Raw genomic sequence first — 14,694 nt, 5'->3', positions numbered from 1 at the left:
CCGCGATGGAGCAGCCGTCTCCCGGCTCAGTCGACCCTTTTGGTGCTCACGATGACCGGTCGGATCGGCGGCGCCGGCGGCAGCAGGTCGCGAATGTCTGCAAAGGGAAACATCGGCTCGAAGCGGAAGGCTTCGGCCTGTGATCCCGGCGCGCCGTTGCACTGGCCGGCGCGAAAAAAATTCTGCGTGCGGGCGATGTCGACGAAGCGCTCCGGATCCTGCGACTGGTGCAGGCGGATCGCCTTGGCCTTGATCTCGGCCTGGGCTGATATCTCGACATAATGGGTCGGGGAGAATCCGGTGCCGCCCATCGTGTCGGCATGCAGCACCGGTACGGCGAACGACGCCGCGATGCGCACGGCGTCCGACAGCGCGCGGTGGTCGGCGTGATAGTCGTTGGACGCATGGGTAATCACCAGATCCGGTCCGGTTTCGCCAATCAGCGTCTTCAGCGCGCCGATCAGCGCGTTATCCGCCACCAGCCTGCCGTCGGGAAAGTCGAGGAAGCGCGGCGCCGCCCCGAGCAGCGCGGCCGCGGCCGTTGCCTCCTCGCGACGGACACGGGCGAGAACCGTGGGATCGCTCTTGCCGCCCCTGGCACCATCCGTGGCTATGGCAAAAGTCAGTTCTGCGCCTTGCGCCGCATAGGCCGCCATCGTACCGAACATGAATATCTCGATGTCGTCAGGATGCGCGCCGAGCGCCAGTATTTTCAACGCTTCTCTCCCCGGAAATGGAAAAACGTGACGAACGGAATCCTGCTCGCCCTGATCGCCTATGCAAGCTATTCGGGCAGCGATGCCGTAGTCAAAAGCCTGGGTGGGCAGTTCACGGTGTTCGAGATCGGTTTCTTCTCGATATTGTTTGCCGGCTGCTTTCTCTTCTTCACCCGGCCGGCGGACGAGCGTTGGCGTGATTTCTGGCGCACCAAACGGCCTTGGGCGGTGCAGGCGCGCGCCTGGGCCGGCATCGCCTCGGGCGTGCTTAGCGTCTATGCCTTCACCACCATTCCGCTGGCCGAAGTCTACGCGCTCGTCTTTCTGGCGCCGCTCTGCGTCACTATCCTCTCCACGGTCGTCCTTAAGGAAAAGGTGGGTCCATGGCGCTGGCTTGCGGTGGTCGCCGGCTTTGCCGGCGTCATGTTGGTGGTGCGACCGGGTTTTCGCGAACTCAATCTTGGGCACCTCGCCGCCTTTGGCGTGGCCTTTCTGGCAGCCGCCAGCGTCATCCTGATGCGCTCGCTGGCAAAGCAGGAAAAGCGCACGACCATGCTCGGCGTGCTGATCGGCTACGGCCTGTTGTTCAACGGCATCGGCATCGCCGCTACCTCGTTCACGCTTCCCGACGCAAGGCAGCTTGCATGGCTGACAATGGCCGGCGCCTTCACCGCATGCGGACAATTGCTGCAGCTGCTGGCCGTCAAATACGCGCCCGCCAACCGGATCGCGCCGACGCATTACTCGCAGATGGTCTGGGCGGTCATCCTCGGTGCGCTGTTCTTCCGGGAATATCCCGACTGGCTGTCGCTGGTCGGCCTCGCGGTCGTCGGTGGGTCCGGCCTGCTCACCATGGTGCGCGAGGAAGTGCGGCTGGGCACGGTGCGCTGGAACCCGTTTTCGCGCACCCGGCTTTGATCTCGCGCCGGTTGCATCGCGACCACGAGCGCTGATATGCGGGCGCGATGACGACAAAAGCCTTGCCGGAGCTTCCGGTATCCGCCGTGCTGCCGGCGCTGGGCCATGCACTCGGCTCCGGCAACGACGCCGTGCTTGTGGCGCCGCCCGGCGCCGGCAAGACGACGCTGGTGCCGCTGGCGCTGCTCGATGCGCCATGGCTGGGCACGGGCAAGATCGTGCTGCTGGAGCCGCGCCGGCTCGCTGCCCGCGCCGCCGCCCGCCGCATGGCCGAATTGCTTGATGAGGAGCCCGGCGCCACGGTCGGCTACGCCATGCGCATGGAGAACCGCACTTCGGCCCGGACAAGAATATTGGTCGTCACCGAAGGTGTGCTGGCGCGGATGATCCTTGACGATCCCGAACTGCCCGGAATCTCGGCCGTGATCTTCGACGAATTCCACGAGCGCTCGCTCGACGGCGATTTCGGACTCGCTTTGGCGCTCGACGTGCAAGGCGCGCTGCGGCCGGACCTGCGCGTCCTGGTGATGTCGGCGACGCTGGACGGCGCCCGTGTCGCGAAGCTGTTGTCCGGCGCGCCGGTGATCCAAAGCGAGGGCCGCGCCTTTCCCGTCGATATCTGCTACGACGAGCGCCCGGCGGGTGTGCCGATCGAAGATGCCATGGCCAAGGCGATCCGCGACGCTCTTGCCGACGAAAGCGGCAGCGTGCTTGCCTTCCTGCCCGGCCAGCGCGAGATCGAGCGCACCGCCGAGCGGCTTGCCGGCAAGGTCGGCGCCGACACCGATATCGTGCCGCTCTACGGCATGCTCGATGGCAAGGCGCAGGACGCGGCGATCAGGCCGGCGCCGGCGGGCCGCCGCAAGGTGGTGCTGGCTACGTCGATCGCCGAGACCTCCATCACCATCGACGGCGTGCGGGTCGTCATCGATTCCGGCCTGTCGCGGCTGCCGCGCTACGAGCCGGCCAGCGGCCTGACGCGGCTGGAGACGGTGCGCGCCAGCAAGGCCTCCGCCGACCAGCGCGCCGGCCGTGCCGGACGCACGCAGGCCGGCGTCGCCATCCGACTGTGGCGCGCCGAACAGACGGCGTCGCTTCCAGCCTTCACCCCGCCGGAAATCCTCGAGGCCGACCTTTCCGGCCTGCTGCTCGACTGCGCCGCCTTCGGTGTCGCCGATCCGACGAGCCTCGCCTTCCTCGATCCGCCGCCGACCCCGGCGCTCAACGAGGCAAGGGCGCTGCTGCGCGCGCTTGATGCCATCGACGAGGCGGGGCGGCTGACGGAAGCGGGCGCCGCGATGCGCAAGCTCGCTCTGCCGGTGCGGCTGGCGCATATGGTCGCCGAGGCGGCCCGCGGCGGCCATGCCGGCGAGGCGGCCATGCTCGCGGTGCTGCTGACCGAGCGCGGGTTGGGCGGTGACGGCGCCGATCTCGAACGCCGGCTGATGCGCTTTCGCCAGGAAAGATCGCCGCGCGCCACCGCCGCGCGGCAACTCGCCGAACGCCTGGCGAGGCAGGCCTCTTCACCCTCCCCCTTATGGGGGTCCGAAGGACGGGCGAGACCCGTGGCTCGCCCCGGAACGTCGATCCGCGAAGCGGAGCGGGGCGGGGGGCTTTGGCGCCGCACCCCCACCCCGGCGCTACGCGCCGACCCTCCCCACAAGGGGGAGGGTGGCAGCGCTGGTCCTCTCCTCATCCATGCCTGGCCCGACCGCGTCGCCAAGGCGCGCGGCGAGCGCGGGCGTTTCGTGCTGGCCAACGGCTCCGGTGCCATGCTCGATGCTGCCGATCCGCTTGCCGGCGAGGCGTTTCTGGTTGTCGCCGACCTGCAGGGCAAGGCGCAGAATGCGCGCATCACGGCGGCGGCGGCGATCAGCGAGGACGATATTCGTTCAGCACTGGCGGACAGGATCGAAACCCGCAGGCAAACGAGCTTCGATCGCGAGCGCCGCGCCGTGCGCGTGCGCGAAACCGTACGCCTCGGCGCTATCACGCTGGCCGAGCGCATGCTGCCTCCGCCAACCGGCAATGAGGCCGACCGCGCCATGCTTGACGCCTTGCGCGAACATGGACTTTCGCTGCTGAGCTGGAGCAAGGAGGCCGAGACGCTGCGCCAGCGCCTGTCCTGGCTGCATCGCGGCCTTGGGGCGCCGTGGCCCGATATGTCCGACACGGCACTTATCGATCGCCTCGACGACTGGCTGCTGCCGTTCCTGTCGGGTGCCGCATCCTTCTCGGCCATCGATCCGGGTGTCGTCCCGGCCGGGCTGACGGCGCTTGTGCCGCACGATTTGCAGCGCCGGATCGACGCGCTTGCGCCGACCCATTTCGACGTGCCGTCCGGCAGTCGCGTGCCGATCCGCTATGACGGCGAATGGCCCGTTTTGGCGGTTCGTGTCCAGGAACTGTTCGGCCTCGACCGGCACCCTGCAATCGCAGGCGGCACCGTGCCGCTGACGCTCGAACTGCTGTCGCCCGCGCACCGGCCGATCCAGACGACGCGCGACCTGCCCGGTTTCTGGCGCGGCTCCTGGGCCGATGTGCGCGCCGACATGCGCGGCCGCTACCCCAAACACGTATGGCCGGAAAATCCGCTGCTCGCCGCCGCCACCAGCCGCGCCAAGCCGCGCGGGACGTAGTTGCTTGGCGATTGGCGCAAACGCCATCGCTTCGTCATCCACCTAGCGCTCGCCGCTTCGCGGCTGTATTTCATGGCCATGATCAACGTATTGCGTTCTCCCGACTTCCAGCAGAGCCAGCGACTGCGCCTCAACACGCTGATCCGGCTGCGCTGGCTTGCCATTGTCGGCCAGAGCGTGACGGTGCTTTTCGTCGCCTACGGCCTGAAATTCCCACTGCCGGTCAGCCTGTGCTTTGCCCTGATCGCCTGTTCGGCCTGGATGAACCTGATCCTTGCCTTTCGGTTCCCGGCCGCGCACCGGCTCACGCCGTTCGCCGCCTTCGGCATCCTGATCTTTGATAGCCTCCAGCTTGCCGGCCTGCTCTACATGACCGGCGGCCTTACCAATCCGTTCTCGCTGCTGATGACGGTGCCCGTGGTCATTTCGGCGACGTCGCTGCCCTTGCGCCTGACCGCGGTGCTTGGGGGGCTGGTGATGACGACGGCGACCTTGCTGGTCTTTTTCCATTTGCCATTGCCCTGGCATGAAGGCGCGCCGCTGGCGATGCCCTTCATCTATGTTGCCGGCATGTGGATGGCGGTGCTGTCTTCGATCGCCTTCACCGCCATTTACGCCTTCCGCGTGGCCGCGGAAGCCCGCCTCCTGGCCAATGCGCTCGCCGCCACCGAACTGGTGCTCCAGCGCGAGCAGCATCTGTCGGCACTCGACGGGCTGGCCGCCGCCGCCGCGCATGAGCTGGGCACACCGCTCGCCACCATCACGCTTGTCGCCAAGGAGATGGAAAAGGCGCTCGGCAAGGACGCGAAATACGGGGAGGATGTGACGCTGCTGCGCTCCCAGAGCGAGCGGTGCCGCGAGATCCTCAAGCGCCTGACCAGCCTGTCGTCCGAGGGAGAGGCGCATTTGTCCCGCCTGCCGCTGACCTCGCTGGTCGAGGAGGTCACCGCGCCGCACCGCGACTTCGGCATTTCGATCAAGCTCAGGCCCGGCGAGCGCAGCGGCCCCGAGCCGGTCGGGCGCCGCAATCCCGGCGTCATCTACGGCCTTGGCAACCTGGTGGAGAACGCCGTCGATTTCGCCCGCGAGAGCGTCACCGTGCGCTGGAGCTGGGACGAGGCCACCGTCTCCTTCTCGATCATCGATGACGGTCCCGGCTTTCCGCCCGAGATCATCGACCGCATCGGCGAGCCCTATATGTCGACACGCCAGGGCACGGAGGCCGGCGGCGGGCTGGGGCTGGGCCTGTTCATCGCCAAGACATTGCTCGAGCGATCGGGCGCCACGCTCGACTTTCGCAATTCGAGCGGACTGGGCGAGGGCGCCATGGTGCGGATTTCATGGCCCAGAAATGTTTTCCTGAACCCGGAATCGGCGCCCGCGACGATGTTTGACACCGCGTAAATTGGACAATCGCGACGCAAAACTATATCTGCGTAAAATTAAGGCAGCAGGAATTTCAAGACGATGACAGGCGATGAAAACAGTGGCGCAATGGTTGAGGGCGAGGACACCTCGCTTCTGATCGTCGATGACGACAAACCGTTCCTGACCCGTCTGGCCCGCGCCATGGAAACCAGGGGGTTCGTGGTCGAAACGGCCGAGAGCGTCGAGGAGGCGGTCGGCAAGGCACGCGCCAATCCGCCCGCCTACGCGGTGGTCGATATGCGGCTTGGCGACGGCAACGGCCTCGACGTCGTGGCCGCCATCCGTGAGAAGCGCGAGGATTCCCGCGCGATTATCCTGACCGGCTATGGCAACATCGCCACCGCGGTGACGGCGGTGAAGCTCGGCGCCGTCGACTATCTATCGAAGCCGGCCGACGCCGACGACGTCTTTGCCGCGCTCACCCGCACGGCCGGCGAGCGCGCCGCACCCCCGGAAAATCCGATGTCGGCCGACCGCGTGCGCTGGGAGCACATCCAGCGTGTCTACGAAATGTGCGAGCGCAACGTCTCCGAGACCGCGCGCCGCCTCAACATGCATCGCCGCACCCTGCAGCGCATCCTGGCCAAGCGCGCGCCGCGCTAGGAGCGCGATGCGCTGAGCATTCCTTCGGACCGGTTTCTGCTTACGGGGAAGCATCCAATTGTCGAACTCGGCCCCGCCCCTCATTGCCCTGCCGGGCATTTCTCCCCGTATAGTGACGGGGAGAAAGAGGCTGGCCGCAACGCTGGCGCCCATTCCGCAACGCTGGCGATTGGCGAAACCGGCGATGACAGCGTCCCTCTCCCCGTCACTATACGGGGAGAGGATGCCGGCAGGCAGGTGAGGGGCGGCGCCAGCGTTTGGAAAGGCAACGGAGGGTGACATGCGGGACTTGAAACAGCGGCCGGTTTCCGTCTTGCGCGAATTTCTCGACAGCGAGGCGGCCGGCGGCATCATGCTGATGGTAGCGGCGGCATTGGCCTTGATCGTCGCCAACTCACCGCTCTCCGGAACCTATTTTGCCGTCCTCCACGCCTATCTCGGCCCGCTCAGCGTGTCGCATTGGGTCAATGACGGGCTGATGGCGGTATTCTTCCTGCTCGTCGGCCTGGAGATCAAGCGCGAGATGCTGGACGGCCAGCTCTCGACCTGGCCGCGCAGGGTGCTGCCCGGCATCGCGGCGGCCGGCGGCATGGTGGTGCCGGCGCTGGCCTACGTCGCCATCAACCGTGACAATGCGGGCGCGCTGTCCGGCTGGGCGATCCCGACCGCCACCGACATCGCCTTCGCGCTCGGCGTGCTGTCGCTGCTCGGCAGCCGCGTACCGGCCTCGCTCAAGATCTTCCTCACCGCCCTTGCCATCATCGACGATCTCGGCGCGGTCATCATCATCGCGATCTTCTACACCAGCGGTCTGTCGCTTGCCTATTTGGGCGCCGCCTTCGCGGTGATCGCCGCGCTTGTCGTGCTCAACCGCATGCGGGTGATGAGCCTCGTGCCTTACCTCGTGCTCGGTGCGATCCTGTGGGTGCTGGTGCTGAAGTCGGGCGTGCATGCCACGCTTGCCGGCGTGGCGCTGGCCCTGACCATTCCGCTCGAACGCACCGCCGGCATCGAACGCGATCTCGATCATTCGCCGCTGCACCGGCTCGAGCACGGCCTGCACGCAATAGTGCCCTTCGTCGTCATCCCCATCTTCGGCTTCGCCAATGCCGGCGTTTCGCTGGCGGGCCTCAGCGTCGGCGCGCTGTTCGAGCCGCTGACACTCGGCGTTGCCGCCGGCCTCGTCGTCGGCAAGCTGGTCGGCGTGTTCGGCTCCTCCGCGCTTGCCATCCGCTTCGGTCTCGCCGACCTGCCGGCCCATGCCGGCTGGCTGCACATGATCGGCATCTCGCTGCTGTGCGGCATCGGCTTCACCATGAGCCTGTTCATCGGCCTGCTCGCCTTCGCCAGCGACACGGCGCTGCAGGACGCGGTCAAGGTCGGCATTCTCTCCGGCTCGCTGGTCGCAGCGCTGCTCGGCGCGGCCGTCCTGCTGATGGCGCCGGCGGCGAGCGGGGCGGATGAAGGCGAGGAGTAGAGGTCCACAAGCGCAGGTTCTGCGAGGCAGCCTACTCGCTCTCCCCCTCCAGCGCCGGCACGGCCACTCCGGCGAGTTCCGCCGCCAAAAGCCGCGCGGCACCGGCCCGCGCGATGCGCAGCATCAGCGCCTTGCGCGTAGCCGCCGCCATGCGGTGCTCGGGCGCCTCGCGCAAAATCTCGGCGCCATAGCCGTCGGAGAGGATGAAGCCGCATTCTTCGGGAAAAATCTCCGCCGGCACGCCGGGATGGGTGGCGAAGAAGAAGCGATCCGAGTGCAGCCGGTAGTCGGGCCATTTGCGGTCGACGCGAAAATCCTCGACCGAGGACTTGATCTCGATGATCCAGATGTCGCCCTGGCGGGTCAGCGCGACGAGGTCGGCGCGGCGGCCGGTCGCCAGCGACAGTTCAGGCAGCACATGCGCGCCCATTTCGCGGAGCAGGCGCTGCACCCCGCGCCGCACCAGCATGGCGCGTTCGGACTGGCGACCATCGATGAGCGGGTTCAGGGGAATCGGTGAGATGATTGGCATGACGGGACCATGCCAGATTTTGTTCACGATTTGAACCCGTACCGCTCATTTGGTGGCCACCCAAATCAATGGGTGCTCGATAGCATGAGCAGGCACGGAGAACCGTATGGCCACCTTCACTTTCCGTGATGGGTGAACGTGGCGGGACGACCTACGGCGCGGGAGAAGTCCTGGCGTTTATGAGCGACCAGGCCCCGTCGTTTCGATCGTAACCGGCACGCCCTGGCGCAACGAGTTGCTGACCGTGGAAACCACGCTTGCACGGTCAATGATCCTTTGGGGATCGGACCCGTCCAAGGTCTCGCAGGAAACCGTCATCCTTGCCGCGGTCGCCAGCAGGGGCTTGCCGTCGAGATCAAGCCTCACCGAGACGGCGATCCTGCCGAGTTTCACGCCGATCTCGTCGGCGACATAGCGAAGGTCGTTGCAGAAGCAGCCGCCAATCGCCAGCGCCAGCAGCTGGCCGCCATTGAAGCCCAGGCCCATGCCGCCGGCCTTGCCCTCGGGCCGGTCGACGACGATCGTGTGGCCGCCGGCCCAGCCCATGGCGGCTTCGGTGCCTTCGACATTGTGCAGTTCGACAGTCATCGAGGCCATCGGCATCCTCCCTCCGTAGCCGAGAGGCGTCGGGCCTGGCCGGCACGGATCTATGCGACCGTGACGGCTTTATCGCCGAGCGGCGCGGTTCCCGCAATGTCATCGATGATCGGGCAGTCCGGCCGGTCGTCGCCATGGCAGGCCTGGACGAGCTTCTGCAGGGTCGATCGCATCGACTGCAGCTCGCGCACCTTCTCCTCGATCGCCCTGACATGGGCGGTGGCGATCTCGCGCACGTCGTGGCTGGCGCGGCTGCGGTCCTGGTAAAGCGCCATCAACTGGCGGCAATCGTCGATGGAAAAGCCCAGGTTGCGGGCACGGCGCAGGAAGGTCAGCCGATGGATGTCGTCGCCCGAATAGTCGCGATAGCCGTTGCCGGCACGCGCAGGCGCGATCAGGCCGATTTCCTCATAGTAGCGGATGGTCTTGGCTGGCAGACCGGAACGCTGGGCGGCGTCGCCGACATTCATGGTTGTTCCTCGATTCCTGCTGGCCCGAGAGTCATGGCCATTGAATTTCCTTCACAATCCGGTGAAGGCTGTTGCCGAAATGCCGCAGTTGCTGGCTTACCGGCAGGTGAGGTCTTGCATATAGGCATCGCGTACTTGGCAAGCAAAGCAAATGCCAGCATGAATGATGGCAAGAAAGCGGCCGACTCGTGCCGCGGATGTTTGGCGGGGCACGGATCACCTCATGCGCATGAAGTCGCTTGCAGTAATTGCCGCACTGGCGCTGTCCACCGCACTCGCCGGTTGCAGCACCATTGGCGGGCAGATATTCTCCAACGACTATGGCGCGGTGACCGACGCCGGCTACCAGCTGCCGCGCATCCCGATCGAAAAGGTGCCCGCGAAGTATCACCGGCAGGAGGTGAACTACGACACCAAGGAAAAGCCGGGCACCATCATCGTCGATACGCAGAACAAGTTCCTCTACTTCGTCGAGGGTGACGGCCGGGCAATTCGCTACGGCATCGGCGTCGGCCGCGAGGGCTTCGAGTGGCATGGCACCGCCCATGTCGCCATCAAGCGCGAATGGCCGACCTGGACGCCGCCGTCGCAGATGATCAAGCGCCAGCCGGAACTCGCCAAGTTCGCCGGCGGCATGGAGCCGGGCCTGAAGAACCCGCTCGGCGCGCGCGCTCTGTACCTGTTCAACAAGGGCGGTGACATGGGCTATCGCCTGCATGGCAGCCCGGAATGGAACTCGATCGGCAAGGCGATGTCGTCGGGCTGCATCCGGCTGATGAACCAGGACATCATCGACCTTTACGATCGCGCCGAGGTCGGCGCCAAGGTCATCGTTCTCTGACCGTGACCGCGAGGTTCATGGTCAAAACCGTTCGTACGCGGACCGTCTAGGCAACAACGGACGTCCCAACAAAAAACCGGGCAATTCGGCCCGGTTTTTTGTTGCTTGCATTTGAGAATCGTCGCCCCTTCGGCGAAGGCGAACGGTCAGGCGACCTGTTCGACCTGCTGGACCTCGGGAACGAAGTGGCGGAGCAGGTTCTGGATGCCGTGCTTCAGCGTTGCCGTCGATGACGGGCAGCCGGCGCAGGCGCCCTTCATGTGCAGGAACACGGTGCCGTTCTCGAAGCCGCGGAAGGTGATGTCGCCGCCATCCTGGGCCACTGCCGGGCGCACCCGCGTGTCGAGCAACTCCTTGATGGTGATGACGAGTTCCTCGTCGGCCTTGTCATAGAACTCGCCGGTCTGGCTGGTCTCCGCGGCCGGGCCGGCGTTGGCCATGACAGGCGCGCCGGACATGAAATGCTCCATGATGGCGCCCAGGATCGCCGGCTTGAGATGCTGCCAGTCGGGGCCGTCCTTGGTCACGGTGATGAAGTCGTAGCCGAAGAAGACGCCGGTGACGCCCGGTATTTCGAACAGCCGGCCGGCCAGCGGCGAGGCCGTCGCCGCGCTATCGGCATCACGGAAATCGGCGGTGCCTTCCAAAAGCACTTCCTTGCCGGGCAGGAATTTCAGCGTCGCCGGGTTTGGCGTCGATTCGGTCTGGATGAACATGGCCGTCTCCGTGCCCGTCTCGGGCAGATAGTTTGGAATAATTCTAAATAAGCCCTATCGGCTGGACATTCAAGCGAAACGCGTCGCCCGAATGGCTGGCTGGCGGAATGTTTTTGCGACTCCTGCCACTATGAAGTGTGTCGAGATTCGGGTCAGGCCGAGTCGAAAATGGTGGTTTCCGAGAACCGGAGCGGAGCGTACTTGAAGTACGTGAGCACCGGAAGCGCAGGAACCCGCCATTTGTAGGCCGGCATCACCCGAATATCGATACACTTCAGGCGAGGCTGTCGATCTCCTCGTCCGAAAGGTTTTGCGGCACCACGGTCACCGGGATAGGGAAGGCCGCGCCCTTGCCGGCCACGGCGCCGACCAGCGGCCCTGGCCCTTCCTTGCCGGCGCCGGCCGCCAGCACCAGGATGGCGATATCCTGGTCTTCCTCGATCAGCTTGTGGATCTCTTCGGTGGGCTTGCCCTCGCGCACCACCATCTCGGGTTCGATGCCGAGCTTCTGGCGCACCTTGTTGGCGTAGCTGTCGAGCGCGGTGCGTGCGGTGGCGGTCGCCTCCTCGCGCATGATCTTCTCGACGCCCAGCCAGTGCTGGAAATCGTCCGGTTCGATGACATAGAGCAGCACCAGCACGCCGCTGGTGCTCAGCGCCCGCTTCGAGGCGTAGGCGACGGCGCGCTCGCATTCGGGCGTATCGTCGATGATCGCCAGGAACTTCCGGCGATGTCCGGCTTCGCGGCTGAGGCGTTTGGAGACCATGTCTATTTACTCGATGTCATTTCGGCCGCAATCTGCCACTGCGGCTGACCGGCGGCAAGCCGCCGGTCTTTGGCCGGTATGGTGCGGGGCATAAGGATGCGGATCAGTCCTGCAGCAGCCCGATGATGTCGCGCACCGTCTTCATCGTCGCTTCGGCCAGCACGCCGGCGCGCTCGCCGCCGTCCCGCAGTACCGCGTCGACATAGGCGCGGTCATCGGAAATGCGGCGCATTTCGGCGGCGACGGGAGCCAGTTTTTCGACCGCCAGGTCGGCCAGTGCCGGCTTGAACACCGAAAACTGCTGGCCGCCGAACTCCTTCAGCACCGCCTCTTTCGATATGTCGGCAAGGCCCGCATAAATGCCGACCAGGTTTTCCGCTTCCGGCCGGGTGGCGAGGCCGTCCACTTCACTCGGCAAGGCTTCCGGATCGGTCTTGGCCTTGCGGATCTTCTTGGAGATGGCGTCGGCATCGTCGGTCAGATTGATGCGCGACAGATCAGACGGGTCCGACTTCGACATCTTCTTGGAGCCGTCGCGCAGCGACATGATGCGCGCCGCCGGCCCGCCGATGACCGGCTCGGTGATCGGGAAATAGCCGTTCACCGTCTCCTCGCCTACCCTCATCTCGACGCCGACGTCAAGACCGGCGATGCGGTCCGAGAAGTCGTTGTTGAATTTCTGGGCGATGTCGCGCGTCAGTTCCAGATGCTGCTTCTGGTCCTCGCCCACCGGCACATGGGTGGCGCGGTAGAGCAGGATGTCGGCTGCCATCAGCGAGGGATAGGCAAGCAGTCCCAGCGAGGCGTTCTCGCGGTCCTTGCCGGCCTTGTCCTTGAACTGCGTCATCTTGTTCATCCAGCCGATGCGCGCCACGCAGTTGAAAATCCAGGCGAGCTCGGCGTGCTGCATCACCCGCGACTGGTTGAACACGATGTGCTTCTTCGGATCGATGCCGGAGGCCAGGAATGCCGCCGTGATGGAGCGCGTCTGGTCCCTGAGATCGTCATAGACCAGCTGGGCCGTCAGCGAATGCAGGTCGACGACGCAGTAGATGCAATCGGACGTGTCCTGCAGAGCGACGAATTTCTTGATGGCGCCGAGATAGTTGCCAAGATGCAGATTGCCGGTCGGCTGGACGCCGGAGAAGACGAGTGGCTTGAAGGCGGACATGGTTTCCTCGTGGCTTGTGGAGGGCCGTATAAGCGTGATTCCGAAAAGTTGCAGACTTTTCGGAGCCAATCACGCGGCTGGAAACCGCGTGCGGCGAAAGTCTTGCGACGGCGCGCTTATGGACGAACATGACGCTGCGATCAAGACTGCTATTGCAGTCGGGCTGCCCGGCCTACTCGTCCAGCTCGGCGTTTACGGCTGGTGGTGTCGCCTTGCCTGAGCCGCGCTTCACATTGCGCCGGATCATGCCGAAATCGGCGCCGCCGCTGGCAAAGGCCGTGACGAAGTAGAGCAGCGCCCCGCCGGCCACCAGCCCCAGCAGCGTCGTCGCCTTGACGACCAGCGGCGAGCCGGAGCCGAGCCTGGCGCTCAGCCAGTGTTCGGCGAAATAGAGGGCGACGCCCATCACCGCCGCCGAGAGCACCAGACGCGGAATGCGCTTCAAAAGAGGCACGTCGCGGCCCCAATGGCCGCGCCGGATCAGCACCCCGAGCAGCATCAGCGCGTTGACCCAGCCGGCCACCGCCGAGGCCACGGCGATGCCGGGCGCGCCCATCCTCGGAAACAGCGTCAGCGCGGTGGCGACGTTCACCGCCACCGAGATGGCGGCGAAGATCATCGGCGTGCGTGTGTCCTCGCGGGCGAAATAGCCCGGGGTGAACGCCTTGATCAGCACGAAGGCCGGCAGGCCGAGCCCGAAGATCGCCAGGATCGCCGCCACGACAGGCGTCGAATGGTTGGTGGCGAACGCGCCGCGCTCATAGACCAGCCGCACGATCGGCTCAGACATGACCCAGAGCGCCACCGCAGCCGGCAAGGTCATGAACAAGGTGAATTCGACCGAGCGGTTTTGCAGATTGGCCGCCTCGATCAGATTGCCCGACTTCAGCGCCCGCGACAGTTCCGGCAACAGCACGATCGCAACGGCGACGCCGACCACGCCAAGTGGCAGCTGGTAGACGCGGTCGGCATAGGCGAGCGAGGAGACGGCGCTGTCCTGCGCCGAGGCGATGGCGGTGCCTATCAGCTGGTTGATCTGGGTGATGCCGCCGGTGATCGCCGCCGGCAGCGCCAGGATCAGGAGCCGCTTCACGTTCGGCGTCATCTTCGGCCGGCGGAAACCGATCGAGATGCCGGCGTTGCGAACCGCCACCCAGACGATGGCGAGCTGCACGAGGCCCGCCGCCAGAACGCCCCAGGACAGGCTGAAGCCGACGGCATGCGCATCCAGCCCATGATACCAGGCATAGCCAAGCACGCTGATCAGGATGATGTTGAGAAAGGCAGGCGCGATCGCCGCGGCGAAATAGCGGCGTAGCGAATTCAGCATGCCCGCCATCATGGCGGCCAGCGACATGCAGATGAGATAGGGGAACATGATCGTCGCCAGAGTGACGGTCGTCTCGAACTTGCCCGGCGTGTCGGCGAAACCCGGCGCCACCAGGTAGCGCACGATCAGCGGCATCGCCAGTTCCATGGCGATGGTCAGCGCCAGCAGCGCCGTGAACAGCACCCCGAACACTTCCTCTGAAAAGCGCTTGGCGCCGTCGGTGCCGTGCGTCTCGATCTCCTTGGCGAACAGCGGCACGAAGGCGGCGTTGAAGGCGCCTTCGGCGAACAGCCGGCGAAAGGTGTTGGGAAACTGGAAGGCGGCGTTGAAGGCGTCGGCCACCGGTCCGGTGCCCAGTGCTGCCGCCATCAGCATCTCGCGGCCGAAACCGAGCGCGCGGCTCATCAGCGTGCCGGAAGCGACCGTAGCGAATTTCTTGACGAGGCTCATGCGTTTGGAGACTGCCTGCGCGATTGGGACAAAGTGATGG

14 protein-coding genes are annotated in these 14,694 nt (G+C 65.6%); 6 read left to right on the top strand and 8 right to left on the bottom strand.

From position 1 onward, the window contains the following. Positions 1-26: 26 nt before the first annotated feature. Positions 27-716, bottom strand: a complete 690-nt coding sequence (locus tag FJ972_RS00990) for a PIG-L deacetylase family protein (RefSeq protein ID WP_140523588.1) — start codon at positions 714-716, stop codon at positions 27-29. Between the two features lie 27 nt (positions 717-743). Between FJ972_RS00990 and FJ972_RS00985 the strand changes: the two genes are divergently transcribed. The 5 genes from FJ972_RS00985 to nhaA all read left to right on the top strand — a co-directional run bounded on the left by FJ972_RS00985 (position 744) and on the right by nhaA (position 7,781). Next, on the top strand, positions 744-1,634 hold the full coding sequence (locus tag FJ972_RS00985) for a DMT family transporter (protein ID WP_140523591.1): 891 nt from the start codon (positions 744-746) through the stop codon (positions 1,632-1,634). A 47-nt stretch (positions 1,635-1,681) separates the two neighbouring features. Next, positions 1,682-4,273 (top strand): ATP-dependent helicase HrpB, encoded by a 2,592-nt coding sequence (gene hrpB, locus FJ972_RS00980; RefSeq protein ID WP_140523594.1) that lies wholly within the window; start codon positions 1,682-1,684, stop codon positions 4,271-4,273. A gap of 72 nt (positions 4,274-4,345) precedes the next feature. After that, complete coding sequence (locus FJ972_RS00975) at positions 4,346-5,677, top strand: ActS/PrrB/RegB family redox-sensitive histidine kinase (protein ID WP_140497306.1); 1,332 nt, start codon at positions 4,346-4,348, stop codon at positions 5,675-5,677. A 63-nt stretch (positions 5,678-5,740) separates the two neighbouring features. Continuing rightward, complete coding sequence (locus FJ972_RS00970) at positions 5,741-6,304, top strand: ActR/PrrA/RegA family redox response regulator transcription factor (protein ID WP_140497143.1); 564 nt, start codon at positions 5,741-5,743, stop codon at positions 6,302-6,304. 280 nt (positions 6,305-6,584) lie between these two features. Continuing rightward, positions 6,585-7,781, top strand: coding sequence for a Na+/H+ antiporter NhaA (gene nhaA, locus FJ972_RS00965; RefSeq protein WP_140523596.1), 1,197 nt, complete (start codon positions 6,585-6,587; stop codon positions 7,779-7,781). 31 nt (positions 7,782-7,812) lie between these two features. On the opposite strand, the gene FJ972_RS00960 is transcribed toward nhaA, so the two are convergent. From FJ972_RS00960 to cueR, 3 genes are all read right to left on the bottom strand, one after another. After that, positions 7,813-8,313, bottom strand: a complete 501-nt coding sequence (locus tag FJ972_RS00960) for an MmcB family DNA repair protein (protein WP_140513550.1) — start codon at positions 8,311-8,313, stop codon at positions 7,813-7,815. A 177-nt stretch (positions 8,314-8,490) separates the two neighbouring features. Continuing rightward, positions 8,491-8,910, bottom strand: a complete 420-nt coding sequence (locus tag FJ972_RS00955) for an OsmC family protein (protein WP_140497139.1) — start codon at positions 8,908-8,910, stop codon at positions 8,491-8,493. Positions 8,911-8,960: 50 nt separating this feature from the next. After that, positions 8,961-9,380, bottom strand: a complete 420-nt coding sequence (gene cueR / locus FJ972_RS00950) for a Cu(I)-responsive transcriptional regulator (RefSeq protein ID WP_140497137.1) — start codon at positions 9,378-9,380, stop codon at positions 8,961-8,963. Between the two features lie 223 nt (positions 9,381-9,603). Between cueR and FJ972_RS00945 the strand changes: the two genes are divergently transcribed. Further along, the gene (locus FJ972_RS00945) at positions 9,604-10,221 is read left to right on the top strand and encodes a L,D-transpeptidase (protein ID WP_140497135.1); all 618 of its coding nucleotides are present in this window, start codon (positions 9,604-9,606) and stop codon (positions 10,219-10,221) included. Between the two features lie 146 nt (positions 10,222-10,367). Here FJ972_RS00945 and FJ972_RS00940 read toward each other — a convergent pair whose 3' ends face one another. The 4 genes from FJ972_RS00940 to murJ all read right to left on the bottom strand — a co-directional run bounded on the left by FJ972_RS00940 (position 10,368) and on the right by murJ (position 14,654). Further along, complete coding sequence (locus FJ972_RS00940) at positions 10,368-10,937, bottom strand: NifU family protein (protein WP_140497133.1); 570 nt, start codon at positions 10,935-10,937, stop codon at positions 10,368-10,370. 274 nt (positions 10,938-11,211) lie between these two features. Next, positions 11,212-11,703: a universal stress protein gene (locus tag FJ972_RS00935; protein ID WP_140497131.1), complete on the bottom strand. Its 492-nt coding sequence runs from the start codon at positions 11,701-11,703 to the stop codon at positions 11,212-11,214. 103 nt (positions 11,704-11,806) lie between these two features. Next, a complete protein-coding gene (gene trpS / locus FJ972_RS00930; RefSeq protein ID WP_140523599.1) occupies positions 11,807-12,874 on the bottom strand; it encodes a tryptophan--tRNA ligase in 1,068 nt (355 codons plus the stop codon). A gap of 172 nt (positions 12,875-13,046) precedes the next feature. After that, positions 13,047-14,654, bottom strand: coding sequence for a murein biosynthesis integral membrane protein MurJ (gene murJ, locus FJ972_RS00925; protein WP_140523602.1), 1,608 nt, complete (start codon positions 14,652-14,654; stop codon positions 13,047-13,049). Positions 14,655-14,694 lie beyond the last annotated feature (40 nt).

Origin of the sequence: Mesorhizobium sp. B2-1-1 (assembly GCF_006442975.2) — a bacterium.
Lineage (GTDB): Bacteria > Pseudomonadota > Alphaproteobacteria > Rhizobiales > Rhizobiaceae > Mesorhizobium.
The sequence above is the reverse complement of the archived record's forward strand: the minus strand, read 5'-3'. Positions and strand labels throughout refer to the sequence as shown.

Bases quoted from the DNA above. Each gene is read 5' to 3' on its own strand.
- hrpB (WP_140523594.1), top strand. From the start codon at position 1,682: ATGACGACAAAAGCCTTGCCGGAGCTTCCGGTATCCGCCGTGCTGCCG.
- FJ972_RS00975 (WP_140497306.1), top strand. From the start codon at position 4,346: ATGGCCATGATCAACGTATTGCGTTCTCCCGACTTCCAGCAGAGCCAG.
- FJ972_RS00970 (WP_140497143.1), top strand. From the start codon at position 5,741: ATGACAGGCGATGAAAACAGTGGCGCAATGGTTGAGGGCGAGGACACC.
- nhaA (WP_140523596.1), top strand. From the start codon at position 6,585: ATGCGGGACTTGAAACAGCGGCCGGTTTCCGTCTTGCGCGAATTTCTC.
- FJ972_RS00960 (WP_140513550.1), bottom strand. From the start codon at position 8,313: ATGCCAATCATCTCACCGATTCCCCTGAACCCGCTCATCGATGGTCGC.
- FJ972_RS00955 (WP_140497139.1), bottom strand. From the start codon at position 8,910: ATGGCCTCGATGACTGTCGAACTGCACAATGTCGAAGGCACCGAAGCC.
- cueR (WP_140497137.1), bottom strand. From the start codon at position 9,380: ATGAATGTCGGCGACGCCGCCCAGCGTTCCGGTCTGCCAGCCAAGACC.
- FJ972_RS00945 (WP_140497135.1), top strand. From the start codon at position 9,604: ATGCGCATGAAGTCGCTTGCAGTAATTGCCGCACTGGCGCTGTCCACC.
- FJ972_RS00940 (WP_140497133.1), bottom strand. From the start codon at position 10,937: ATGTTCATCCAGACCGAATCGACGCCAAACCCGGCGACGCTGAAATTC.
- FJ972_RS00935 (WP_140497131.1), bottom strand. From the start codon at position 11,703: ATGGTCTCCAAACGCCTCAGCCGCGAAGCCGGACATCGCCGGAAGTTC.
- trpS (WP_140523599.1), bottom strand. From the start codon at position 12,874: ATGTCCGCCTTCAAGCCACTCGTCTTCTCCGGCGTCCAGCCGACCGGC.
- murJ (WP_140523602.1), bottom strand. From the start codon at position 14,654: ATGAGCCTCGTCAAGAAATTCGCTACGGTCGCTTCCGGCACGCTGATG.